Here is a 24,441-nt window from a genome sequence, read left to right as displayed (position 1 = left end):
TGCTTTCGAAGTAACTTTCTTGCAGAAAGCTTTTAGCTCCGCTTCTACAGGTTATTTCTGCCCTCTCCGTTATCGTGTAACCGTTAGTCACAACTTATGTAAATTGGGTATAGTAATTATTGTGGTTCTCTACGGTTATCATATCATGTTTTGCAGTCATTTCCAGAATGGGGCAGAACCGAAATATGAGGATTTCTAGGTATCAAAAAGGGTACTAGGTCACAAAAATGTACGTACTTGTATTTCTTTAACTGAGGTTCATAATAAATGATAAAAAAGGATGAGTTCTAGACATGCCATTTATCACTGTTAAGGTACTGGAAGGCAAGTCGGTTGAGCAGAAACGTCAGTTGATTGAACGTATGACTCAGGTGGCTTGTGAGACACTGGATGTTGATCCGAGCAAAGTCTTTATCTTCATTGAGGATTTGGAGAAGGACAATTACGGCAAGAACGGAAAACTGTTTTCGGACTTAGACAAATAAGTAAGGCTTCATATATATCATGATCATGGAACAGGAGATGTAACATTAATGACTGAACAATTATTTTCCCCTTACCAATTCAAGAGTCTGCAATTAAATAACCGTGTCGTCATGGCACCCATGTGCCAATATTCCGTGACGGCGAAGGACGGCATTCCGAACGATTGGCATCAGGTTCACTATGTGAGCCGTGCGGTTGGAGGAACAGGACTGATTGTAATCGAGATGACCGATGTAGATCCGGATGGACGTATTACCGATAATGACTTGGGTATATGGTCAGATGAGCATGTGCCTGCCTTCACCAAACTTGTAGACGGAATCCATGCCTACGGCTCCAAAGTAGCTATTCAGATCGCACATGCAGGACGAAAAGCAGAGGATGCTCCGCAGCCGGTTGCCCCATCGGTAGTTACATTCCCGGGAGAAAAGTACAAGGAACCACGCGCGTTAAGTACCGAAGAGGTAGAAGCCATGGTGCAGAAGTTTGCAGACGGTGTTCGCCGCGCAGTACAGGCTGGAGTAGATACCATTGAACTGCACGGTGCACATGGATATCTGATCCACCAGTTCCATTCCCCGCTGATGAACCAACGTGAGGATGTATATGGGCAGGATCTGTCCCGTTTTGGCGTAGAAGTCATTCGTGCAGTGAAAAAAGAAATGCCAGCAGATATGCCGCTGATTTTGCGGATTTCAGCTGTAGAATACGCGGATGGTGGATACGACATCGACCACACCATCAATATCGCTCGTGCGTACCAAGATGCAGGCGTGGACATGTTCCATATCAGTTCAGGCGGCGAAGGACCTTCCGGTCAGCGGAAACCAGGGAACTATCCAGGGTATCAGGTACCATTTGCCCGTCGCTTCCGTGAAGAGCTGAACGTTCCTGTAATAGCAGTGGGTATGCTGGAGGATGCAGCATTGGCTCAGGCGGTGATTGGCAACGGCGATGCGGATCTGGTTGCTGTTGGCAGAGGTATGCTGCGTGACCCTTACTGGGCAAACCATGCTGCTCTGGAACTGGGCGTCAGCAAGGATCAAGCTGCGATTGCAGAGCAATATTCTCGTGGATACTAATTTGCTCTAAATTGTATTTACACTTGCCACTCCGATGACAGAATAACTTTCCGATCTGAGGATAAAGGCGAAGTGTATGCTTTCGATGTAGCTTTCTTGCAGAAAGCTTGTAGCTTAGCTTCTTCAAGTTATTTCTGTCCTCTTCGTTTTCGTGTAAATGTTATTGCAAATTTTATATAGTAAAAAAAGGCCACAGCATGGGTTAAACCTCATGCTGTGGCCTGATTTTGGATATTGAGAAGCATATCCATCCAATTACGGATGGCTACGCTCTTCGAGTCGCTTCATAGACGAATTTTTGATTCGACTGCGTGGGTGGTTGATCCGGGTTAAAGTCGGCGTACACTTTAATGTCAGAGAAACCAATGTGTTCGAGAATTAGGCGTAACTCTTCTATGCCGTACCAACGTAGGGTGAGTTGTTGCAGCTCCGTAGCAACAAGAGCACCCTGATGCCATTGTTCGTAGCGAATCAGACTTACCTTATATTGGTGTAGAAGGTTCACTTCAATGGTTTTCACTTCTACAGTGATCGTATCACCATCGGGTAATGAAACGGTTGATGTTTCTACAGAAGAGGGTTGTGTCACATCGGGCAGAAACAGATCAAACACGAGCTTGCCGCCAGGTTCCAAATGCTGAAATAGATTACGTAATACGTTAATCGACGCCTGTCTGTCTGGGATGAGGAGCAGAGAACCTCCGGGAATGATAATTGCCTCGTATCGATATGGAAGGTCAAGCTTCTCCAGATCGGCAACGAACAGCTCAGGCATGGGTAATGCCCGCTCCATACAACGAGAACGGCAGGAGTCAATCATATCCATTGAATAATCAATTCCATCCACCTTCAAGCCTGCTTCAAGCAAAGGAATGAGCACTCGGCCTGATCCCGACATGGCTTCAAGGATACGTCCTTTGCAGCGCTGAAGATAATGGCGATAGAATTCAATGTCTCCTCCCAAGGAGTGTCCCACAGGTTTTGTTAGATCATAAACGGTGGTGCATAATGGACCGTAATAACTGAATGACATAGTATAGGTGTCCCCCACATTTTGATATAATGAATTGCAAACGTGAAAGGGAACTCGTTAAGATTATCCCTTCCGGCAACGGTTGGAAATGGATTTTTCAGAGCAGACTATCATAGGATTCACGCACCTTTTATGGAATATGTTCCAATTATAGGGTGGGGATAAAGCGGAGGTCAACTTCTATTCGGGTAGTCATACGAAATGAAATGTATAAGGAGGTGATTCGAATGGATTCATCATCAAGTTCATCAAGTGCACTGCCAGATATCCGGCAGGAACTGGTACTCCATGCACCTGTAGATAAGGTGTGGGAAAAGGTCTCGACCGAGCAGGGACTGAAAACCTGGTTCATGCCAGGCAATCTGGAACCCGTGGGAGGTCACGAGTTTATATTGGAAGCAGGCCCCTTCGGCCAATCACCATGTCAGGTGACGGAAGTTCATCCGCTGCACAAGCTGTCCTTCCGCTGGGGTAAGGACTGGACGTTGACGTTCCAACTGAATGAACAGCCCGAAGGTACGGATTTCACGCTGATTCACAGCGGTTGGGATGCGGATAAACTGACCGAGTTTGGACAGGCCCACGCTATCGTACGCGAACGTATGGAACAGGGATGGGCCGGAATCGTTCAGAAGCTTGCCCAAGTTGTTAAATAAATCTTCATTCAATCACCCCCAGGTCATTTCGCCCGTTCATTCCGGTGAAATTCGGCCTGGGGTTTCTTGGTGTACCAAGAGCTGGCGAAAACAGATAGAGATCCTTAAAATTATAAGGAAGTTGGCCGATTTTGATACGGAAACTATTTCCGTGAGCAGCAGAAACGTGTAACATGAATTATAGTGATAAATCGACAAAATTAGACGTCTCTCGCCATTGTGAATGGAAGGAATACATAGATGAGAAAACACTGGATTATGCTGACCATAAGTTTCATATGCATTGTCATTGTTCCGCTGGGTTGGATCGCTCAGACGTTAATTAGTGAGCGGAGTAACCCCCAGGCTGCAGATGGAAGAATTGACCTGACCCATTGGGACTTTGATCGCAAGGGTGCAGCGTCTCTAAAGGGTGTCTGGGATTTCTACCCTGGGCAGTTGCTGAGTCCGGCAGATATTGAAGCAAATGTATCCGGTCGCAAGCCTTTGCCGGCTTCGTCTGGCACTCAAGTTCCTGCCCGATGGAACAAATCTTTGGGGCAGGCGCATGGGTATGGAACCTATCATTTGCAAGTTCAGCTTACACCCCGGACGATGAAAAACGATTATGGTATACGCACGCAGAATATACGCATGGCCCACCGGGTATTTATCGATGGTAAAGAGATTGGTGGCAAAGGCCTGCCAGGAAAGACCAAGGCAACAGATATACAATTAAATCTGCCCTTTACAGGATTCACGTCCATTGAGGGCAGTACGGCTGACATTATCATTCAGGTATCAAATTATAGTTACTCGTCTGGGGGCATTGTAGCGCCTATTTTGTTTGGAGACGAGCATAGTATTCTGAAAAGTCAGCAACAAGGTTGGCTCAAGGATCTGATGGCCTTATTCGGTTTTATCTTGCCAGCCGCCTTTTTTCTACTTCTGTTCAGATTACGACGTACGGAGAAGGAGCTTCATTTTCTCGGATTATTCAGCCTTTCTGGTGCGCTATACGCCCTGACACATGGGGAGAAGTTACTGGGTACGTTTGTACCGTTCCTGACCAATAATGAGATACTTCGGATTCAGCTCCTTAGTTCAGCCGCTGCCTATTACTTTTTGCTTCGGTATATGGATGCCCGTGTGCCAGGAGCAGTTCATCAGTGGTTTGTTCGTCTGGCTGTAGTGCTAATCGTTACCCAGACTATTGTGGGTCTTACGCTTCCTCCGACACTGTTCTCGTCTCTTGAGCTTCCCATGTTGCTGATCTCGCTTGTTGTCATGTTGTATACGCTGCGAGCCATGTTCTATTGGTTGAAAGGCCGGCCGAATGACAGCCACTTTGCACTGGTGAGTATGATGAGCATACTCATGGTTGTTGTGTTGTATACGCTTGGTGCGTTCACTACCCTAGACACAGCGTTCTTTGCGCTGATTGAACTTTTATTATTTGTATTTGCCCAGATGATAGTGACCGCAATCCGCTTTGCACAATCATTCCGAGACGTGGAAGCCCTGTCAGAGCGTTTGCTTGCCATCGACAGCCTGAAGGACGAGTTCATGGCGAACACGTCTCATGAGCTGCGAACGCCCCTCCATGGCATCATTAATATTGCGCAATCCATGCTGGAAGGGGCGGCCGGAGCAGTCACGCCCAAGCAAGCCAAAAATCTCTCCATGATTACTTCAACCGGCAAGCGCCTTTCACTGCTGGTTAACGATATTTTGGATTTTTCCAAATTAAAAAATAGTGAGATCGAGTTAAAACGGGTAGCTGTCGATCTGGAATCCGTTGCTCGTACTGTGGTTGAAGTCTCGGGTTTCACGTTTGAGGACAAGCCGGTTATATTGATTCAACAATGGCCCCAGTCGTTGCCGCTTGTTGAGGCAGATGAAGATCGCCTAAGGCAAGTTCTGTATAACTTGCTGGGTAACGCCTATAAGTACACTGAGCAGGGTGAGATTCGATTGTACGCCAGTGTGGAGGGGGATTGGGTGAAGGTATCGGTCGCGGATACAGGGGTAGGCATTGCCTTGGACAAACAGGAGGATATCTTCCAGGCGTATGAGCAGAGTAACGGCACGATCGAGCGATTGAGCAATGGAACCGGACTGGGTCTGAGTATTACGCGAAAACTCGTTGAGCTTGGCGGTGGTGAGATCTGGGTTGAATCGGCGCCGGGGCAAGGTTCGACCTTTCATTTCACCCTGCCTGTTATGAAGTTGCCTATGTTGCAATCTCATTCGAAACCAGTTGCCGCCCGATATGTTGCTGCACAGGGGGCAGGGGCGAAGGAGCTTGTGACAAGAGAGTCAGATGAGCCGGATGATCTTCCGGAAGCGGAGCATACGATTCTGATTGTAGACGATGACCCCGTGAATCGACAGGTATTGCTTAACCTATTGTCGACAGAACGATATCGCGTGATTGCAGCGGACAGCGGGTCCACTGCATTGAAACTCCGTGAGGAGTTCCCGTCCATTGATCTTGTTATTACGGACTGGATGATGCCTAAGATGTCCGGGCTTGAGTTATGTCGCAAATTGCGCGAGCAGAGTTCCTTGTCGGAGTTACCGATTCTGATGCTGACCGCCCGCGGGTTGCCTGAGGATATCAAACACGGATTCCAGGCGGGAGCCAATGACTTCCTGAGCAAACCGGTGGATGCTGGTGAATTGCGTGCCCGGGTTCGGACGTTAATTGAGATGCGGAGTTCTGTGCAGGAGGCTATTCGGACCGAAATGGCCTTTTTGCAGGCCCAGATCAAGCCGCACTTTCTATATAATGCACTCAATGTTATTATCGCGACCTGTGCAGTGAATCCGGACAAAGCAACCGATCTGCTGATTGAATTGAGTCATTACCTGCGCGGAAGTTTTGACTTCCAGAACAGGGAGCAGCTTGTTCCTTTGACCAAAGAGTTGGAATTGGTGGAGTCTTACGTGCATCTGGAACAGGCCAGATTTGAGGAAAGACTCGTGGTCGAGTATGAGGTGGAACCAGACATACAGCTCTATCTGCCACCTCTCAGTATTCAGCCACTTGTGGAGAATGCCATTCGCCACGGCGTGATGGAGCGGGCAGCTGGTGGGACAGTTCATCTTAGGATTTTCCAAGAGAGTGAGCATGTAGTTGTACAGGTCCAGGATGATGGTGTTGGTATCCCTCCTGAGCGTATGGCTCAGGTCAAGTCTGGGCGCACCGAAGGTCCGGGAGGTGTCGGGCTGCAAAATATAAACCGTCGCCTGATGTCTCTATATGGTCAGGGACTGGAGATTCATAGCCATGTGGGTAAAGGCACGCAGATCCGATTCCGTATCCCTGTGCAAAAGGTGGATTATTCCAATTAATGTGCAGAGTGAAGCAATTATGGTTAACAGATTAATAAGCGGGTGCTGATAAAATCGGTATTCCTATTGAATCTTTCATGGCAGGAGGCTGAAAGAACGGTGAGAGCCATTGTGATCGATGATGAGAAGCCAGCGCAGCTTCATCTGGAGCGACTACTACGAACGGACGGACGAATTACACCCGTGCAATGTTTTTCAACAGCTCGTGATGGTCTGCATTTTCTGGCAAAGGAACGTGTAGATGTTGTATTTTTGGACATTGGAATGCCGGAGATGAATGGCCTGGAAGCGGCTGAATATATACAGCAATTGGATCAGAGTATTCGTATCATCTTTGTTACGGCTTATGCGGACCATGCAGTGGAAGCATTTGAGCTGCATGCTCTGGATTATGTACTGAAACCGGTAAGCTCCGCCCGATTGGCCAAAACCATTGATCGAATTGCGGGCATAATGTTGCATACTTCCCAAGTTGCAGCCACCACCGAGGTACAGCAATCGGAACCTGTATCTGTGGAGTTGGATACTGAAGTTCCGGGGCTGCTTACGTTCAAACATCTGGATATCTACAGAAGCTTGGATCAGGGTGCCAAGAAACATAAGTGGCGCACAACCAAATCACAGGAATTGTTTGCTTTTTTGTTTCATCACAGGGAAGAATGGGTAAGCAAGGAGATTCTGCTGGATAAGCTATGGGGTGATGTTTCCCAGGAAAAGGGATTAACCCATCTACATACTTCCGTGTACCAGATTCGAAAGCTGCTTAAGGAATGGAACATGACAGGTAAGCTGGAGTACAATATGAACCGTTATCGTCTGTTATCTGGCAATCTGGTAAGTGATGTGGATCAATTTGAAAAAGCCATGGTCTACAACGTCATCACATCAGACAGTGTTGAAGACTTGAGGCATATGATTCCGCTTTATCGTGGCGATTATCTGGAAGAGCATGATTATCATTGGGCACAGGCCAAAGCAAGGGAACTCAGACGCAAGTATACAGCGCTGGTTATGGATATCGCGAGATGGGACATGGAGCATGGTCGTGGCAAGGTAGCGATTGAGCAATTAACGATATTGCAGGAACGGGAGCCTTATTCGGAAGAGATCTGTCGACTCATGATGGAAGTGTATGCGTCCATGGATGATCAGCAAGGCATACTTCGTTTATATCATTCATTTACATTGACATTAAATGAGGATCTGGGGTATCAGCCCGAGCCCGAAACAAGCAGGTTGTATCAGGACCTGACGGAGCAATAAACGTAAGTTCAGACAGGAGGGTGAGACATGAAGCTATTCATACACCGCAAAGACTTGCGTACGGATGATCTGGCCGCATTCGATTATTTGCGGGAACACCAAGAAGAGAGTGTGCATGTTCTCATCTATGATCCTTTCCTCCTGCGGCGAGGCCGAGAGAAGGAACACAGCGGTGTGAATTTCAGGCGGCATGCGGCGGAATTAGGCAGACAGTATCTTGAAGCCAAACGAAAACTGCATGTTGCTTACGGCAAACCGGCTGAAGTGGTAGATTTCATTCTGAACGAATTCAAAGGTGAGATTGACGAGATTGTGGTCCATCGGGACATGACGCCATATGCAATCGAGCGGGATAGGGCCATACGCATAGTCAGTGAGGCGCACGAGGTTTCGTTCACACAACTGACGGATCATCTGCTGATGGATCTGAATGGATTTGCCAACTTTACAGGCAAGTCGGAGCCATATAAGGTATTTGCGGCTTTCCATCGGCGGTGGGTGGAATTCATGAATGAACATCCCAACCCTCCTTCGGCAACAACGGTTGCAGCGTTGAAGGTGAGTGATCGTCAGATTGAATGGCCGGATGTAATGCAGGTACCTCCAGAGTTGCTGGAGGGCAGTGGTTCGAATGACGAGGACCCTCATCTGCTGTTGGATCAATTTTTATCGGATCGAATTGCTGAATACGGTGATCATCGGGATGAATATGAGGCTTACGAGCCGAGTCATCTCAGTTCTTACGTGGCTGTGGGGGCCGTATCCATTCGCAAGATGTATGATGCGGCGAGTCGCACCGCAGAAGCGGGGGAATGGATCAGGCAGTTGTGCTTCCGCGACTTCTATCTGTATCGAGCGGTCTATGAGAGTCACTATTTTACATATGAAAAGGTGTACGATCTCTCGACTCTCCATGATAATCACTTTGAACGGTGGTGCAAGGCGGAGACAGGCATTCCGATTATTGATGCAGCGATGACGGAACTGAATGAAACCGGACATATGCCCAATCGGCTGCGAATTCTCACGGCGATGTTTCTCACCAAAAACCTGCAATGCCCGTTCACCTTGGGTGAAGCCTATTTCAGGCGCAAGCTGAGTGATTATGATAACATTCAAAACCGTGGTAACTGGTTATGGTGTGCTTCGCTTGGTGAGAATGCGGCTCCGTATTTTCGGGTGAACAATCCAGTAACGCAATCCGAGAAATATGATCCGCAAGGTGATTATATTCGCAAGTGGTTGCCTGAATTGAAGGATCTGCATAGCAAGGACATCCATCAGCCGCGCAAGGATGCCATCGTTGATCTGAAGGTATCGAGACAGGTAGCTATTGACGTGTATAAACAGATTCTGGCGAGTCGTTCGAAGTAGACTGAGTCAGGGGCGGGATGCATGCCCAAACCCAAATTTACCATTCTCATCCGTTTGATCCAATATTCATTTGGTTGAGAGCAGGATGTTCCACAGACCGCATACTCGCGGTCTTTTTTACATATATAGACATGAAAATAGTGTGAAATGTGTTGAAAATTTAGGAATTGTTAAGAAAATGGACTATCCATCTTAAGCATTATGGCTTTTAATAGATAGAGAGCTTTATTGTATTAAGTCATATCTGACATATTGACGAACACATTAAGGAGAAACGTAAACATGAGTGAAACACTGAAAAGAGAGCGAATTCCAGAACTGAATCTGGTGCGTGCCATGGCAATTATCGGCGTACTGTGCGTGCATTCCACGTCCTATGCGACGGTGGACATGACGGGTTCAGGCTACTACTGGCTGTACAACTTTATTAATATCTTTATGAAATATGGTACGCCAACCTTTATTTTTATGAGCAGTTTTGTACTGTTCTATAACTATTATTCTCGTCCGTTGGATAAGAAACTCGTGAGTAACTTCTACAAGAAAAGATTTGTGTATATTTTGCTTCCGTATTTCCTGTTCTCATTAATGTATTTTGTGTTGCTGCATTTCACGCATTATCAGGGCCGACCTTTCGGCGAATCGGCAGTAAGTTTTATCACGAAATTGTTTACGGGCAAGGCCTATACACATCTGTACTTTGTGTTTATTAACATGCAATTTTATCTATTATTCCCATTGGTGTTATGGTTGCTTAAGAAATATCCTTCTGTGGTGAAATGGTCTGTTCCGATTGGACTATTGATTCAATGGGCATTCATCGTAAGTAATAAATATGGATTCCAGGTACCCAACAAGGGAAGCTGGGCGTTCTCGTACTTCTCCTATTTCATGCTGGGTGCTTTTATCGGGGTGTATTTCCCTAAAATCAAGCAATGGTTTGTCATCAGTCGGGCCAATGCCACCAAAGGACGCGTAGCTTCATGGATTCTGCTCTGGGCGGTATGGATCATTGCCGGACTTGGCCATGTGTATATCTATTACCTGCTGCGTCTGAAGATCGCAACGTATAACACACTGTGGTATGAATTCTTCTGGAATGTGCATACCTTTGCTTGTGCGCTGGTACTTATCCAGGTCGCTTATCTGCTCTATCGCAAAGGACCATCACTGATCGTGAAGCCGCTAAACCGGCTTGGAGCTCTGTCGTTCGGGATCTACCTGATCCATCCCTTCTTCCTGCTGGTGTATCGTGAATTTCCACCGCAAACAGGTGTTTCCTGGTTAGTGCATCTGTGGTATGCCGGAGGATTCGGTGTAGCTCTGATCGCTTCGTGGATTGTCGTTGGATTGACGGCAAGGTTTGTTCCATATGCATGGGTGATCTTTGGCAATCTGCCAAAACCGAAACCACGTCTCGCGCCACAACAGAACTCGGGACAATTGGACGTACGTTAAGATACATTTCCAATTAGAGGAATAATAAACCGTTTCTTGGTCGACCTTAGGGGAGAGCGGGGAGCGGTTTTTTCGTCTATATAGATATGCTGGATGTGGGGAACGAGTGTTTCTTTTTCATGTATAAGGGGTAATCATAAGGCGGAACGATAATACATTATGGATAACAGGATTAAGGTGAATATAATGACAACATGCGAAAAATGCGGGAGACCGATGCAGGATATATTGGAATATGTGGAACACATTCTTCACGAATGCAGTGAACAGACACAGGAGTACAACTCGAAAGATTATCAGGCCTATGGCCATGAGGGTGTTCACAAGCAGATGTGATACAATAGAAAGAAACCGGATTCATACGGAACCGAGGTGACAACATGGAGACGGGTCCAGCCCCTTTCCGGCAAGGAAAGACGGAACAAGAAGCGCGACTGAGCAAAACGTGTATGTATTGCGGACAACAGCGGCCAATGTCCGAATTCCGGCGCAGAACCGGAAAGCGGGCAGGTCCCGGAGCCAGGCGGGGAGCCTGCCGCAGCTGTCGCCAGCTCGGTGGACAGGCTGACCACGAGTCAGGTTCAAGCGTGAGCGGACGAACGAATGAACGGATCGAGCATCAACGTGATGGCTTGGAGACCCGTGAGGTTACTGACAGTCCGTCTGCCTCAGTGAGAAATGAGGCAGGTCGTACCTCCCATGGTATGGAGCAGGGATCTGCTACGGTGTCTGAGTCTGACAGAATTCTGGTGTCTCAACCTTCAGTAGAATCTTCATCTTCGAATGACGATGAACATGCTGACTTGGTGACTTCCTCCCCCTCTTCTTCGGGTATTCGGAAGAAGAGGAGAAGACGGAGGAAGAGCAAGCGATCAGAGAGCATAACGGGCAATGAGCTGAGAGAGACAAGTCTGGAGCAGGATGGTTTGGCAGGTGAGGTCTTGGTTGAGCCGCAGCCAGGCGAGCACTGGCGTGGGGAAGAAGGGCATTCGCAGGGGCATGCTGCTGCGAATGAGAAAGGCACTGCACAGCGGGCAAGCGCGCGAGCTGCCGCTGCAGTGCGGGCCGCCGAGCAAGCTGCGGCGGCCCACCAAGCTCTGCTGCCGGCTGAGCCGCAAGGCCCGGCAGCAGAGCCCATGGCTGCGGATCAACCGACCGCAGCCAAACGCAAGCGCAAGCGGCGCCGCAAGCGTGCTGCCGCGCTCGCGCCCGGCGCAGGGCAGGCCCGCAGCGTAGCTGCTGAGGCCCATGCGCCGGCACTGAGCGACCGTGGCGATGCCACCACGGTCGCTGCGCCTACGGCGGCTGAGGCACAGCCTGCCGCCACCGGGCGCGAGCCCGGGCAAGCGCCGGGGGCTGCTGCGGCGGCGGAGGCACAGCCTGCCGCCACCGGGCGCCAGCCTGGCTCGCCAGGGTCCAAGCCGCGCCAGGCGCGCAAGGAGCGTGCGCCCAAGGCGAACGGCGAAGACGCTGCCCGCGGTGTATCTGGGCAGCGACCCGCGCATGCCAGCCGAAGCCACGGGGCTGGCACGGATGGCCGTCCCCGCCGCCAGACCCCGTCGGCCCCGGTAGCCATCGACCCGGAAGATCCGGCTTCGCTCCGGACCAATCGGCAAGGCATGGTACGGATGAGGGGTAAGACCGACAAGGGCAGACGTTGGCATCAGGAAGTGGACATGGAGCTTGCGGTCACGCTGGTCAAGGAAAAAGCCGCTGTGGTGGTCAATCGGTACACGATTCGCCGATTGTTCAGCAACAAGGATTTCAAGCGGTATATTCTGACTCGGGATCACTACACCTGTTACTTCTGTGGATCGTATGGAGATACGATTGACCATCTGCTGCCGCGTGCCAAAGGTGGACATACCACTCCGCTCAACTGTGTCTGCGCCTGTAATCTGTGCAACCAGTCCAAAGCAGCGATGGATGCCGAAGAGTTCATGCGTTCCGGTATTCCCGAATGGAATGCTGCCCATCAGGCAGAATTGATTGAACTGGCCATGCAGGAAGCGCAGCTGGAAGAAGGATAAATGCCCCCGAAGATGAAATCGGGGTTTTGATATAAAGAGCACACCAAGACCACAGAGGTCGAGGTGTGCTTTTTTGATTTAATTTTGATTGGGGTGGGAAATGAGTTTGCTGTGCAATAATTTCTTCAAATTGACAACGGTGTTCATCGAAGATGTACGTTATACTGGGAGGGAGTTGCTAAAGAAGCTTCATCATCCATAAGAATGATGAAATGTATAGTGAACATCAAACCTGAGAACCTAGACTGTATAGATTGGATGGATGCAGATGACCCCGGCAGCATTAGACATTATGTCATATATTACGGAAGAAAATATTCGTTTCTGGTTGGAGAAGTTTCGCTCCCTGGGCCCGTTACCGGGAATTTTGCTTACGTTTATGAAATCATTTGTACCGCCGCTTCCAACGCTGTTGATTGTGGGCGTAAACGGTGCGGTATATGGTCTGTGGGCAGGATTTATATATTCATGGATCGGCATGGTGCTCGGTTGTACCGTTACATTCCTGATCGTACGGGAGATTGGGAAATCCGCTTTTGTAGAGCGATGGGCACGCAAACCTCGTGTGCAACGCAGCATGGTATGGATTCGAAGGAATGCATTCAGTTATGTTTTTCTGCTGAGTATCTTCCCGGTAGGTCCGTTTGTCATTATTAACGTGGCGGCAGGTATCGCGCGAATGCGATTGTTATCCTTCCTGCTTGCGGTGGGTTGTGGTAAAGCGATCATGATCTTCTCGGTTACGTATATCGGTTCCAATGTGGAACAATTTCTGGAGCACCCTATACGCTGGGTAGGCGTATTGCTGTTTATTGCGGTATCCCTGTGGGCAAGCCGCAAACTGGAGCGACACTTTACCCGGTCATCGTCAGATGGTGAAGATCTACATGATCTGAATCAACCAACTGGCAAATCGATTTCTTCATAAATAAAAGAATGATCAGTATGCAGATATGGGATGTCAGTTATCTCGTTAGCTCGAAGGAGGACCTAGCATGAATGATAATATCTATGCATTCAGCCGAACGATAAATCGTATGAGTGAAGATGAACTTCGTTCAGTACTGCGTGTGCTCTATATGAAGTCAGGACATGTGGTCAAGCGGCAGGAAGAGCAAGGCGAAAAGGTGGATTTTGCGGAAGCGGTACAGTCACTGTTTCGGAATATGGATACCCCATTTGATCTGGGTCGTCTGGAACAACAAGCTCTCGCCGAGGTTGACAAGCCAAATGAAATTCATATTACGTTTGGAGAATCACCTCTGAGTAGTCTGAAAATGGGAATGAGTACATTACCTGATCAGGAAAAACGGAGTTATTTCTCTATAGATGATAATTATGCGGTAGGGCCATTAGGTGATCTCACCCGGCGTGCAGACTTGCAACGCAGGCATCTCTGGCTGACCGAACGAATGTGTCTCAATGACCGTGAGGCATATGGCATGCATGAACTGGAATCATTATTTGATCTCGAAGCCACAATACAGTCCTTTGATTCCAAGACGTCGATCATTATCTGGTATGCGAATAATGCACGGGAGAAGACGGGACTGCTTTACGCCATGTATCTATTGCGGAACAGCGAGAGCCCCATATATCTTATCGAAACGAGTGGCTTATATAAGCAATTATTTGATAGACCTGACGTTCAATACGATGTGCTCCACACAGGCGAGATTCTTCCGGAAAAGCTTCTGGCGATGTGGCACGTTTGCTCTGAGCAAGAGCCATTGTCCAAGCAAGAGCGCCGCCAACTGGAGCAGGATTGGCTGGAACTTTCGGTACAGCCTGGGCTATTACGTATGATGGAGAATGGCGTGATTCGGAGCTTAACTGAAGATGCGTTGGACGAGTACATTATGCAGAAGGTGAAGGAACTGACACCGAACTGGGAGCCAGGCAAGTATATCCGAGCAGCTCGTATTGTGGGTGAAGTGATTGGTACAAGTAGCCAGCATATAAGTGATGCGTTCGTGGAGTACCGTCTACGACAACTGGTGCTGCAAGGCCAACTTGAAATGGATGGAAAGCCACTTGCAATGAGGTATTACAGTATTCGGCTTGCCGAGCGCTGAAAGGGACTAAGGCTGAAACGCACGGATAGAAAAACAAGTGATGAGATCACAAAGTTTGAAATAAGACGGAAGATTTGAGCAGTTCCTTGCGCATACAGGAAGATGATCACGAAGTGTCTCCGTTACCAGCTGTTCAGATTTAACACTTAAATAGACTGTTCCATCGGTGAGTAACTCCTACATGTCCGGGGAACAGTCTATTTGTTTCTCATTAAGTACTGAACCAGCTTTACTTGTGCATTGTCCAATAACATTCGTCTTTATGATCATCATTGTATTAAGATTTCTTCCCATTCCAGATTTCTAGTAACGGTCCCTGCTGTCCATAGACCGGATCAGTATCCGGGATCGGAACCTCACGTATTTCCTGAAGAGCCTTCTGCAGCTCGCCTTCCTCACCTGTGCGTGTGTTGTAACTCATGCCGCCCGGATAAGCACCGGCAATACGAAAATCACTGCTGAACTCCAGGCGTTTATGCCCTGTTCCAGCAGGAAGCACGACAACGTCACCAGTTTGAAGGTAAACTTTCTGACCATTTTCTCCGCCTAAAATCAGTTTCACGAATCCACTCACCACAGCAAGTGCCTCATGAGCATTACTATGATAATGATGATAATTGAACACACCATTCAACCAGCTATTTCCCCATCCATTACGGTTCAGCAACGATTCTGCATGAAGAGCCTCTTCAGCCCATACGTTTTTATACAAAAGCACAGGCAGGGTCGGATGATTGGGAATTACACCGTCATCCTGAAGGAATAACGTCTCTATGTCCTTATTCCGTTCATTCATCTCACATCACCTCACTATAAATTACCCGATAACCTCAAGGACGAACAAAAAACAATTGTAAAATGATACAAAATGTATCATTTTAAGGTTATACTCAGTACATAAACTCTCTTCAATGCACTCGTTGTATAAATCGCAAGGGGGAATCGTGTGTGAACATTGTGATTACAGGGGCTTCTGGATTTGTGGGATTTAATCTTTCACAGTATTTGGCGCAAAAGGGGCATCGAATTACCCTTCTGGATCGGGATGATTATTGTCAGAGGCTTGTTCATATCTCACCTCTGCATGAGATGCCGCTCATCTGTTGTGACCTTACAGTGGACCGGATTCATCTACCTCCAGGAACAGATTACATCATCCATCTGGCAGCCATGCCACACGTGGATTATTCGTATCATCAGCCAGGGGAAGTTTTCCGCAATAATACACTTAGCACACAGGCTATCCTGCAATATGCTACGGAACATCACATTCCAGTCTTGCTGGCTTCATCCGTTGAAGTGTATGGCGGTGATTGGGGCAGAGTCTATCACGAATCAGATCCGTATGCACCCGTCTCTCCTTATTCTGCATCCAAGGTCGCCTGTGAGATGCTTGCTCACTCCTACGCTCAATGTTACCAGCTTCCAGTCAAACTCTTTCGTTTGACCAACCTCTATGGTCCATGGCAATTACCAGACCGTATTATTCCCCGAAACTTTGGTCGGATGTTGGACGGACTGCCTCTGGATATTCAGGGATCAGCAGTGCGTGATTTCTTGTATGTAGAAGATGCCCTCCGGGCCATTGAACAGATTATGCTGAAAGGCAAAGACGGACAGGTCTACAACATATCGACAGGACTTGGAACAACCATGCAGGAGATCGGGGAGATATTGAAGCCAATGGATCGATCCGTAGCTGCTGTAGAGATTCGGGAGCAGGAACCAACCCAATCTAGAGGATCCAGTCTGGTCGTGCACTCAGGCAGATTGCGAGCGGAATTGGGATGGTTACCGCAAACTACGTTGGAAAAGGGATTGGAAAAAACCTTCCGTTGGTATCGGGAACATCCCGAATGGGTCAGACAGTTCAGCCGTGAATACCATACAACAAGGGAAACGCGCAGTTTCATTATCGATATGGCAAGATACGCAGTTCCAGCAGTATAAAATACACAAAAAAAGCCAGGGAAGGGTGTATTGAGTAACACCTTCCTTGGCTTTTTTGCGCTTCCGTCTCATTTTCGAATTTCATCCGAACACGGACGGTCAGGCTATTTTAAAACGATCTATTGCACGAAATCTTCGTGCTTTCTGAGGTTTGCATCAAAAGGATCTAGTGATCTCTTTTAACGTCGGCAATTTTATCCTGTACGGCACCTTTGGCTTTGTCTTTTTTACCCTCAGCCTGAAGGGATCTGTTATTGGTTGCATTACCGATCTGATCCTTCACTTCGCCTTTGGCCTTGTTAACGCCTGCTTTGATTTTATCGCTAGTTGAATTACTCATATCGAACATCTCCTTCGTTTCTGGTGTAGTCCTTATTAACCGGGATGTCCGCATTCTAAACGCAATGGGTTTGTGCCAAGTTTTGCATTCGTGACGCAAGAGGTTCATACTTGAAATAGAAAAGATGTCTCAATGATGGAATAAGGCTGAGCCCAACGCTGCATAATAACCACAGTGACCAATTTCGTTGCATGATTATCGTGATATTGGAAAACAATTCCTGAAATTTTGGATAAACAAATCCTTCCTTGTGTACATATCGCACATCTGGTCATATGTGATCTTGTCTTAATACCACATGTGGTAGGATTACGGATCTTGGACAGGAGGATCGGCGGCGTTAGCTTGCCTTCATGGGTTGACAAAAAAATCGATTTTGTTACAATGTTCACAATATCTTCACAAGTGTAAAAAATTTCTTTTTCATGTTCATGTGTAAGAGGTGTAATATAAGGGTATAGAGTTCGGTTTCGGCCTGCTTGTCGTTTTGTGCGTCAACACATGTTGTCCGCAATAGATCCAAGATACAATGCATGATATGGGAGTGGCCCTGAGCTACGCTCATCCTATTGTGTGAAATTTGGTACATTTAAATGTATTCGATGTATTTTGTGGTTCGGCTCTGCTTGACAGGCATCATGAAAGTCGCGGACTTCTATCCCAAAGTAAAGGAGGACTTTCTCTTATGTCACAATCGCCTACTCAACAAGAGGTGCCAGTTACAGAAGGTGCCAACGTTTCCGAGCGCCAGTCCTTGGACGTTCTGGATCAACTGATGAAGCCTGAGGTACAGGAGTCTTTAACCGTTCTGGTGGAGAACCTGCCTAAATTGGCTGAAATGGTTACTGCTATGACAAAAGCTTATGACTTTGCACAAAGTGTAGCAACAGACAAAGTTCTGATCAGCGACACAATGAGCGCAATGGGCGAGTTCGCTAAGCCTGTTGTAGACAAAGCTAAAGGTGTAGCTTCTGCTGCCATCGAAGCCAATGACCGTGCGCAAACAGAGCAAACTTCAGTTGGCTTGTTCGCTATGCTGAAAATGCTTAAAGATCCAAACGTACAACAATCGCTTCGTTTTGCTCAATCTTTCTTGAGCATCTTGAACGAGCGTCAACAACCGAAGCGTTAAGACTTAGAAGAACGGAGGATGGATATGTCGAAGCAAATTTTGATCTTGGGTGGAGGATACGGCGGTCTGTTGACTGCATTGACTGCGCGTCAATACTTGTCTCCGGAAGAAGCGACAATTACTGTCGTGAACCGTTACCCTACACACCAAATTATCACGGAACTGCACCGTCTTGCAGCGGGAAGCATTGCTGAACAAGCAGTTGCTCTTCCACTTGAAAAATTGCTGCGTGGCAAAAACGTGAACTTGAAAATCGATACGGTGGATACAATCAAGCCGGACGAGAAAAAAGTTCTGATGACCAGCGGCTCCACATACTCTTACGATGCACTTGTCGTTGCCTTGGGCAGCGAAACGGCATTCTTCGGAATTCCGGGATTGCAAGAGTACAGCTTCACGCTCAAATCGGTTAGCGATGCAAACCGTATTCGTGCACACGTTGAAGCACGTCTTGATGCTTACAAACAGTCCGGCAACAAAGCAGACGCTACGTTTGTTATTGGTGGCGGCGGCTTGACAGGTATTGAGCTTGTTGGCGAATTCGCTGACCTGCTTCCTGCAGTATGTCAAGAAAAAGGCATCGACTTCAAAGAAGTATCCCTGTACACAGTTGAAGCAGGTCCTTCCATCCTGGCAGGATTCCCGCCGGAGCTGGTTGAACGTGCTAAATCAAGTCTTGAGAAACGTGGCGTTAACTTCATCGTTGGCGTAGCGATTACCGAGATGAAAGAAAACGAAGTTCTGCTGAAAGACGGCAGCTCCATCCCTACGAACACACTCGTATGGACAGGTGGCGTACAAGGCAACGCTGTTGTTGCTAACAGCGGAATTGAAGTGGATCGTGGCCGTGCGAAAGTTACGGAAGTTCTGCAATCGACTTCTCACAAAGACGTGTTTGTTGCTGGTGACAGCGCAGTCGTCTTCCCTAGCGAAGGTGCTCGCCCTTACCCTCCAACAGCACAATTGGCTTGGCAAATGGGTGAGACTATTGGTCACAACTTGGGCGTTATGTTCAAAGGTGGCGCAATGGAATCCTTCACACCAGTATTCTCCGGTACGCTGGGAAGTCTGGGTCGTAAAGATGCTGTCGGCATGATCGGTGGCAACCAGACTCGTCTGAAAGGTCTGCCTGCAACCATGATGAAAGAAGCAAGTAACATCCGTTACCTGGCTCATATTCACGGTTTGTTCGCACTGGCTTACTAATCTTAATGCCATTCAAGGGCGCCCTTTTGGGCGTCCTTTTTGGTTGTCACGATTACAAAGGATAACAGATATTCAGAATGAAAAAAGGTGCGGCAGAAGTGGTCAAATGTGAGGTCGCGTATAAAGTACCTAGGGGATATGGCATATTAATGGGACAACGGAAGACTTCACATTTCTTAGAGGTACTGAACAGGCATGGACATGAAGCCGGCGCTTAGAAGCGCCGGCTTTCGTTTAAATTATAGGATGAGCATCCTTAAATAAAAGGAACGGGGAGCAACAACAAGCCATCCGTTCAACTGAGAGGAGAATGACGTATGAACGTTTTAGTTATAGGAGCAAATGGGCAAATCGGTAAGTTTGTGGTGGAGCAGCTGGCACAGGAAGGCAAACATAAAGTAACGGCTATGATCCGCAAACCGGAGCAGGCGGATGCACTGAAGGAACTCGGTGCAGATGTGGTGATTGGTGACCTGGAGGGTAGTGTGGAGGACTTGGCTGAGGCAATGAAGGATCATAATGCCATTGTGTTTACGGCGGGTTCTGGCGGATCTACCGGTCAGGACAAAACACTGCTGATTGATCTCGACGGTGCGGTGAAAACGATGGAAGCCGCAGAGCAGCAAGGAATCTCCAGATATATTCTGGTCAGCGCGTATGGCGCAGATCAACGGGAGAAATGGTCAGAGTCCATTAAGCCTTATTACGTGGCGAAACATTATGCGGATCGTGTGTTGTTTGCAAGTGATCTCAATTACACGATTATACGTCCAGGTGGTCTGAAGAATGAACCGGGCACAGGTAAGATCGCAGTTGGAACCGATCTGGAGCCAGGAAGCATCCCGCGTGAAGATGTAGCCCGCGTAATCGTGGCTTCTTTGCAGGAAGAGAAGACGTACCGAATGGCCTTTGATCTAATTGCCGGGGAGCATCCGGTTGAAGATGCCTTGGGCAAATTGTAGATGTTATTGTAAGATAACGGGAGAATGAAATGATGGGGATGAGGGGGAGCGCTGCATGAACGAAGCCGTGCTGGTCATAGAGGATGAGCCCAAAATAGCACGTCTGCTGGAACTGGAACTACAGTATGAGGGGTATCAGGTGGGCAAGGCTGGTAGTGGAACAGAAGGACTGGAGAAGTATGCTGAAGGACAGTGGGATCTGATTCTGCTGGATGTGATGTTGCCTGGTCTGAGTGGAATTGAAGTGTTGCGGCGAGTTCGTGCCAAAGATGCTACGGTTCCGATCATTATGCTCACTGCCAAAGATTCTGTGGAAGACAAAGTATCCGGCCTGGATCTAGGAGCCAATGACTACATCACCAAGCCGTTCCAGATTGAAGAGCTACTTGCCAGAGTTCGGGCTGCATTGCGGCTTAGTGCAGTGGCGTCTGTTGTTTCTTCCGCTTCTTCGTCTACACCTGCTGATACGGGGAATGACTCTTCTGGGCAACAGGCCGAAGCTGAGGCGGGCTGGTTGACGGCTGCCGGGTTGAAACTAAATGAAGGAACGCGAGAGGTATCCCGAGATGGTGTGGCCATTGAGCTTACTCCACGTGAGTTCGACCTGCTCGTGTATCTGCTTCAGAATCAACGTCAGGTGCTCAGTCGTGATCAAATTGTGCAGGCCGTGTGGGGATACAATTATTATGGAGATACCAATGTGGTGGATGTGTACATCCGTTATGTGCGCAAAAAGGTGGATAACGGATTCACACCGCCCTTAATACATACCGTACGGGGCGTTGGATACGTTCTGAAGGAACAGTTATGAGCCTGCGCAGTAAAATCTACGGATATTCGTCTGTATTATTTGCTGTGCTGTTAATCGCGGTGAACCTGTCCGTCTACATCGTGTTTGAACGGATGTCGATTGATAACGAGGTTAATCGGGTGGAGGCGGAAGCGGAGTCTATTGTCAAAGGAGTACGTCAGTCTGCCGGCTCCATTCCGCCGGACGACTTGTTGCGGGCCTACGCGCCTGTGAACGGCATGCTTCGGATTGTTAATGAAGACGGCACCAGTTCCCCGGTGACAACAACAGCAGCTTCCGAGCAGCTGAGCAAGCTGCCCTATAAGTATGAAAGTGAGAAGAAATCGGAGTATACCCAAGTTGAACAGATTGGTTATGTGTGGGTATCAGTCCCTGTCATCTGGCCTGATGGCGAGGTGGTGAATGTGCAGGTCACCGAGAGTGTAGCAGAGACAGAGAATCGCCTATCTGTACTGCGAACCGTGCTTGTGGCGGTCACGATTATTGCTCTCATTCCGGCCATTATCTCCAGCCGGATTCTGGCGAATCGGATGACCAGACCGATTCAGCAGATGACACGTACAATGAGTGACATTCAGTCCAGCGGACAATTCAAGCGTCTTCCACTGGAGGAAGGGTCGAAGGATGAACTGAAAACAATGGGACAGACGTTTAACCGGATGATGGATCTGCTCGAATCCAACTTTGAACGACAGGAACGATTTGTATCCGATGCATCTCATGAGCTCAAAACTCCACTGACCATTATTGAGAGCTATGCCAGCCTGCTACAGCGGCGAGGAAAAGAGCGGCCCGAGGTATTTGATGAAGCGGTGGAAGCAATTCTGTCCGAATCGGTTCGTATGCGGGAGATGACCGAGCAACTGTTACTGCTCGCGAAGCAGCCAGAGCAGTGGAATGTACAGTTGGAGCGTGTGGATATCACAAGACTGGCTACAGACTCCACACGTGCGTTCCGCGAAGCCTATCACCGTGAAGTCCGGTGTGAAGATCCAGGTCCAATCTGGGCGATCAGCGATGAGAGCAAGCTGAAGCAGCTTTTGTTTATTTTGCTGGATAATGCCCGGAAGTATAGTGAAGATGCAATTGAAGTCAGGCTGGAAGCCAAGGGGCAAGAGTGCCGTATTCGGATTGTGGATACCGGGATTGGTATGCGGGAGGATGAGCTGGAGAAGGTATTTGACCGATTCTACCGGATTGATCCGGCCAGAACACGCAGCTTAGGCGCAAGCGGTTCAGGTCTGGGATTGTCACTTGCCAAAGAGCTTGCAGGAGCAGTTGGAGCACGGATCGAACTGACCAGCACCGAGGGTGAAGGCACCGAGGCTTCGATTATTTTGCCATTATCGGTTCAGAACGGGCCGCTCTCATGAAATTCTCACTCTTCTCTTATATACTGATAAGCATCAGATCAACTGGGGATGATAAGAGAGTGCATAGGGGGAAACGGGATGACAGAGCATGAGCAGCGACCACCGGAGATGAAACGGCATGAACAAGGGAACAGTGGATGGGCAAAATCGCGAAGGTCACTCTGGTGGGGTGCAGGGATTCTCGTTGTGCTGATTGTGGCAGTAGTTGCTTGGTGGAAGCCGTGGCAATCGACGGGTGCGGTACTTACGGCAGATGCGGCAGCACAATCGGTGCTGAATCAATATCCAGGTGAGATTGTGAATTCCACGTTGAAGGACGGGACGTATATCATGCAGCTCCGTTCGGAGACTGGCCTATATGATGTGCAAGTGGATGCCGTTACAGCTGCTGTGAATTCCATTAAACGGCTGGAGTCGAACCCGCAAGCGGAAGAGAAGACATTATGGAGCCGCGAGCAGATCAAGACGGCGTTGTTAAAACAACAAACAGATAACCAATTGGTCTCGCTTGAACTTGTGGAGCAGCAAGGCAGTCCGGTATACACCGCGGTAGTGAAGGCAAAGGATAACAGCCGTGAAGAACTCACGATTGATCCATACACGGGAGAGACGATATCTTCCAAAACAACAGCAGCCCCGACAACTGAACCAACCAAGGATGATCCCAAACCTCAGTTTCTGAGCGAAAAGCAAGCCAAGCAGAAGGCACTTGCGGAGGTTTCGGGGGAAGTGGACGACATCGAACTGCGTGGAACCAACAGTGGGAATCCGTATTATCTGGTTGAAATTGATCTGGCGGATGGCAGGGAAGCCATTGTGCAAGTGAATGCCATCTCGGGAGCGATTCGTTCGGTGACTTGGGATGAGGACGAGGATTAACATGTTGCAAGGAACACATTAAATATAGTTATAGTGTTAAACTGCTTAGAGAGATGATTCCTAGTTTAGGGGTCATCTTTTTCATTTAGTGTAGATTACATACGTAATGAATACCTGTTAAATGAGCATTCTCTTCATTTTCTCATCAAATTCTAATCTAACTCTCGCTGATCTCTCATTCCTGCAGGTTATTCTATAAAAGTAGACGAGAACGAAAACAACAACGAGGAGATGAATGATGATGATGAACAAACATAAACTTTGGATTGGTAGCTTGTCAGCAGCAGTATTACTTGGTGGATCAGCCGTGGCGGCTAGCGGGAATGTGAACGGACAATCGGTGCAAACTACACCAACGTCAACGACACAATCCGTTACACAGAATCAGAACAGCACAGGCAAAATGCTGAATGCATCACAAGCGAAAGCGCTAGCGTTGAAAGCAGCCGATGGTAAAGTGGATGACGTGGATCTGGAGCGCAGAAACGGCCAAACGTTCTATGAAATTGAGATCGACAGAAAAGGAAACAATGATGTTGTCGTTCGTCTGGATGCTTATACAGGCAAAATCCTTGCGGTCGTGAATGATGAAGACTACGATGATGACGACGATTATAAAGGTACTGTATCCGGCAACACGTCTAATAACTCTGCTTCCAAGCAGGTCAAATTGACGGCATCCCAAGCTTCAAACATTGCGTTGAAACAAGTTACGGGTGGTAAAGTAACCAAAGTCGAGCTGGATCATGATGATGGTCGCTATGTGTATGAGATCGAACTGAGAACTGCTCAAGGTGAAGCAGATGTAGATATCGATGCCAACACAGGTAAAGTGTTATCGTTTGACCAGGATTTTGACGACCAAGATTAAGCAATAAGGGCGAGTATACGCCGTTAAAACATCATATAAAAACCTGCCTATGAACACCCTTACACAGCTAGAGATCGTTACATCATGGAGGGGCAGGGCAGGTATAGCAGAGGACGCTTCGGGG

The 24,441-nt window shown here is 48.1% G+C and carries 21 protein-coding genes; 18 read left to right on the top strand and 3 right to left on the bottom strand.

Annotation, left to right across the window (positions count from 1 at the left end; all coding sequences use genetic code 11):
• Positions 1-293 precede the first annotated feature (293 nt).
• Both MHB43_RS31225 and MHB43_RS31220 read left to right on the top strand, forming a co-directional pair.
• A complete protein-coding gene (locus MHB43_RS31225; RefSeq protein ID WP_017691642.1) occupies positions 294-485 on the top strand; it encodes a 2-hydroxymuconate tautomerase family protein in 192 nt (63 codons plus the stop codon).
• Positions 486-533: 48 nt separating this feature from the next.
• Positions 534-1,568, top strand: a complete 1,035-nt coding sequence (locus MHB43_RS31220; RefSeq protein ID WP_339306168.1) for an NADH:flavin oxidoreductase/NADH oxidase — start codon at positions 534-536, stop codon at positions 1,566-1,568.
• 265 nt (positions 1,569-1,833) lie between these two features.
• Here MHB43_RS31220 and MHB43_RS31215 read toward each other — a convergent pair whose 3' ends face one another.
• Complete coding sequence (locus MHB43_RS31215) at positions 1,834-2,601, bottom strand: bifunctional 2-polyprenyl-6-hydroxyphenol methylase/3-demethylubiquinol 3-O-methyltransferase UbiG (protein ID WP_221819924.1); 768 nt, start codon at positions 2,599-2,601, stop codon at positions 1,834-1,836.
• 227 nt (positions 2,602-2,828) lie between these two features.
• Here MHB43_RS31215 and MHB43_RS31210 point away from each other — a divergent pair, with 227 nt between their 5' ends.
• The 8 genes from MHB43_RS31210 to MHB43_RS31175 all read left to right on the top strand — a co-directional run bounded on the left by MHB43_RS31210 (position 2,829) and on the right by MHB43_RS31175 (position 14,793).
• The gene (locus MHB43_RS31210) at positions 2,829-3,257 is read left to right on the top strand and encodes an SRPBCC domain-containing protein (protein ID WP_405131030.1); all 429 of its coding nucleotides are present in this window, start codon (positions 2,829-2,831) and stop codon (positions 3,255-3,257) included.
• Positions 3,258-3,497: 240 nt separating this feature from the next.
• Positions 3,498-6,593, top strand: a complete 3,096-nt coding sequence (locus MHB43_RS31205) for an ATP-binding protein (protein ID WP_405131029.1) — start codon at positions 3,498-3,500, stop codon at positions 6,591-6,593.
• A 99-nt stretch (positions 6,594-6,692) separates the two neighbouring features.
• A complete protein-coding gene (locus MHB43_RS31200) occupies positions 6,693-7,856 on the top strand; it encodes a response regulator (RefSeq protein WP_339306164.1) in 1,164 nt (387 codons plus the stop codon).
• 27 nt (positions 7,857-7,883) lie between these two features.
• Positions 7,884-9,230, top strand: a complete 1,347-nt coding sequence (locus tag MHB43_RS31195; protein WP_339306161.1) for a deoxyribodipyrimidine photo-lyase — start codon at positions 7,884-7,886, stop codon at positions 9,228-9,230.
• Positions 9,231-9,512: 282 nt separating this feature from the next.
• Positions 9,513-10,688 carry an acyltransferase gene (locus MHB43_RS31190; RefSeq protein WP_339306157.1) on the top strand — a complete coding sequence of 392 codons (1,176 nt, stop codon included), beginning with the start codon at positions 9,513-9,515 and terminating at the stop codon, positions 10,686-10,688.
• Positions 10,689-12,316: 1,628 nt separating this feature from the next.
• Positions 12,317-12,718: an HNH endonuclease gene (locus MHB43_RS31185; RefSeq protein ID WP_047841083.1), complete on the top strand. Its 402-nt coding sequence runs from the start codon at positions 12,317-12,319 to the stop codon at positions 12,716-12,718.
• 268 nt (positions 12,719-12,986) lie between these two features.
• The gene (locus MHB43_RS31180; protein ID WP_074092721.1) at positions 12,987-13,646 is read left to right on the top strand and encodes a TVP38/TMEM64 family protein; all 660 of its coding nucleotides are present in this window, start codon (positions 12,987-12,989) and stop codon (positions 13,644-13,646) included.
• Between the two features lie 67 nt (positions 13,647-13,713).
• Entirely contained in the window at positions 13,714-14,793 is a 1,080-nt protein-coding gene (locus tag MHB43_RS31175) for a DUF1835 domain-containing protein (RefSeq protein WP_405131028.1), read from the top strand.
• 277 nt (positions 14,794-15,070) lie between these two features.
• Here the strand turns inward: MHB43_RS31175 and MHB43_RS31170 are convergent, their stop codons facing one another.
• A complete protein-coding gene (locus MHB43_RS31170; protein WP_405131027.1) occupies positions 15,071-15,589 on the bottom strand; it encodes a cupin domain-containing protein in 519 nt (172 codons plus the stop codon).
• 152 nt (positions 15,590-15,741) lie between these two features.
• Between MHB43_RS31170 and MHB43_RS31165 the strand changes: the two genes are divergently transcribed.
• Entirely contained in the window at positions 15,742-16,743 is a 1,002-nt protein-coding gene (locus MHB43_RS31165; protein WP_405131026.1) for an NAD-dependent epimerase/dehydratase family protein, read from the top strand.
• A gap of 166 nt (positions 16,744-16,909) precedes the next feature.
• Here MHB43_RS31165 and MHB43_RS31160 read toward each other — a convergent pair whose 3' ends face one another.
• Positions 16,910-17,083, bottom strand: a complete 174-nt coding sequence (locus tag MHB43_RS31160; RefSeq protein ID WP_017691655.1) for a CsbD family protein — start codon at positions 17,081-17,083, stop codon at positions 16,910-16,912.
• A gap of 685 nt (positions 17,084-17,768) precedes the next feature.
• On the opposite strand from MHB43_RS31160, the gene MHB43_RS31155 reads away from it, so the two are divergent.
• The 7 genes from MHB43_RS31155 to MHB43_RS31125 all read left to right on the top strand — a co-directional run bounded on the left by MHB43_RS31155 (position 17,769) and on the right by MHB43_RS31125 (position 24,317).
• Positions 17,769-18,215 (top strand): DUF1641 domain-containing protein, encoded by a 447-nt coding sequence (locus MHB43_RS31155; RefSeq protein WP_017691658.1) that lies wholly within the window; start codon positions 17,769-17,771, stop codon positions 18,213-18,215.
• A 24-nt stretch (positions 18,216-18,239) separates the two neighbouring features.
• Complete coding sequence (locus tag MHB43_RS31150) at positions 18,240-19,421, top strand: NAD(P)/FAD-dependent oxidoreductase (protein WP_036606574.1); 1,182 nt, start codon at positions 18,240-18,242, stop codon at positions 19,419-19,421.
• A 317-nt stretch (positions 19,422-19,738) separates the two neighbouring features.
• Positions 19,739-20,383, top strand: coding sequence for an SDR family oxidoreductase (locus tag MHB43_RS31145; protein WP_127550365.1), 645 nt, complete (start codon positions 19,739-19,741; stop codon positions 20,381-20,383).
• A gap of 55 nt (positions 20,384-20,438) precedes the next feature.
• Positions 20,439-21,194: a response regulator transcription factor gene (locus MHB43_RS31140; protein WP_405131025.1), complete on the top strand. Its 756-nt coding sequence runs from the start codon at positions 20,439-20,441 to the stop codon at positions 21,192-21,194.
• Positions 21,191-22,567, top strand: coding sequence for an ATP-binding protein (locus MHB43_RS31135; protein ID WP_221819894.1), 1,377 nt, complete (start codon positions 21,191-21,193; stop codon positions 22,565-22,567). The genes MHB43_RS31140 and MHB43_RS31135 overlap by 4 nt, the downstream gene beginning before the upstream one ends.
• 78 nt (positions 22,568-22,645) lie before the next feature.
• Positions 22,646-23,446 carry a PepSY domain-containing protein gene (locus tag MHB43_RS31130; RefSeq protein ID WP_405131024.1) on the top strand — a complete coding sequence of 267 codons (801 nt, stop codon included), beginning with the start codon at positions 22,646-22,648 and terminating at the stop codon, positions 23,444-23,446.
• 235 nt (positions 23,447-23,681) lie between these two features.
• The gene (locus MHB43_RS31125; protein WP_405131023.1) at positions 23,682-24,317 is read left to right on the top strand and encodes a PepSY domain-containing protein; all 636 of its coding nucleotides are present in this window, start codon (positions 23,682-23,684) and stop codon (positions 24,315-24,317) included.
• Positions 24,318-24,441 lie beyond the last annotated feature (124 nt).

Origin of the sequence: Paenibacillus sp. FSL H8-0317 (genome assembly GCF_045040685.1) — a bacterium.
Classification (GTDB): Bacteria; Bacillota; Bacilli; order Paenibacillales; family Paenibacillaceae; genus Paenibacillus.
This window is presented reverse-complemented; position numbering and strand designations above follow the sequence as displayed.

Excerpts from the sequence above, each read along its gene's own strand:
- MHB43_RS31225 (WP_017691642.1), top strand. The coding sequence starts at position 294 with ATGCCATTTATCACTGTTAAGGTACTGGAAGGCAAGTCGGTTGAGCAG.
- MHB43_RS31220 (WP_339306168.1), top strand. The coding sequence starts at position 534 with ATGACTGAACAATTATTTTCCCCTTACCAATTCAAGAGTCTGCAATTA.
- MHB43_RS31215 (WP_221819924.1), bottom strand. The coding sequence starts at position 2,601 with ATGTCATTCAGTTATTACGGTCCATTATGCACCACCGTTTATGATCTA.
- MHB43_RS31210 (WP_405131030.1), top strand. The coding sequence starts at position 2,829 with ATGGATTCATCATCAAGTTCATCAAGTGCACTGCCAGATATCCGGCAG.
- MHB43_RS31205 (WP_405131029.1), top strand. The coding sequence starts at position 3,498 with ATGAGAAAACACTGGATTATGCTGACCATAAGTTTCATATGCATTGTC.
- MHB43_RS31195 (WP_339306161.1), top strand. The coding sequence starts at position 7,884 with ATGAAGCTATTCATACACCGCAAAGACTTGCGTACGGATGATCTGGCC.
- MHB43_RS31190 (WP_339306157.1), top strand. The coding sequence starts at position 9,513 with ATGAGTGAAACACTGAAAAGAGAGCGAATTCCAGAACTGAATCTGGTG.
- MHB43_RS31185 (WP_047841083.1), top strand. The coding sequence starts at position 12,317 with ATGAGGGGTAAGACCGACAAGGGCAGACGTTGGCATCAGGAAGTGGAC.
- MHB43_RS31180 (WP_074092721.1), top strand. The coding sequence starts at position 12,987 with ATGACCCCGGCAGCATTAGACATTATGTCATATATTACGGAAGAAAAT.
- MHB43_RS31175 (WP_405131028.1), top strand. The coding sequence starts at position 13,714 with ATGAATGATAATATCTATGCATTCAGCCGAACGATAAATCGTATGAGT.
- MHB43_RS31170 (WP_405131027.1), bottom strand. The coding sequence starts at position 15,589 with ATGAATGAACGGAATAAGGACATAGAGACGTTATTCCTTCAGGATGAC.
- MHB43_RS31160 (WP_017691655.1), bottom strand. The coding sequence starts at position 17,083 with ATGAGTAATTCAACTAGCGATAAAATCAAAGCAGGCGTTAACAAGGCC.
- MHB43_RS31155 (WP_017691658.1), top strand. The coding sequence starts at position 17,769 with ATGTCACAATCGCCTACTCAACAAGAGGTGCCAGTTACAGAAGGTGCC.
- MHB43_RS31150 (WP_036606574.1), top strand. The coding sequence starts at position 18,240 with ATGTCGAAGCAAATTTTGATCTTGGGTGGAGGATACGGCGGTCTGTTG.
- MHB43_RS31145 (WP_127550365.1), top strand. The coding sequence starts at position 19,739 with ATGAACGTTTTAGTTATAGGAGCAAATGGGCAAATCGGTAAGTTTGTG.
- MHB43_RS31140 (WP_405131025.1), top strand. The coding sequence starts at position 20,439 with ATGAACGAAGCCGTGCTGGTCATAGAGGATGAGCCCAAAATAGCACGT.
- MHB43_RS31135 (WP_221819894.1), top strand. The coding sequence starts at position 21,191 with ATGAGCCTGCGCAGTAAAATCTACGGATATTCGTCTGTATTATTTGCT.
- MHB43_RS31130 (WP_405131024.1), top strand. The coding sequence starts at position 22,646 with ATGACAGAGCATGAGCAGCGACCACCGGAGATGAAACGGCATGAACAA.
- MHB43_RS31125 (WP_405131023.1), top strand. The coding sequence starts at position 23,682 with ATGATGATGATGAACAAACATAAACTTTGGATTGGTAGCTTGTCAGCA.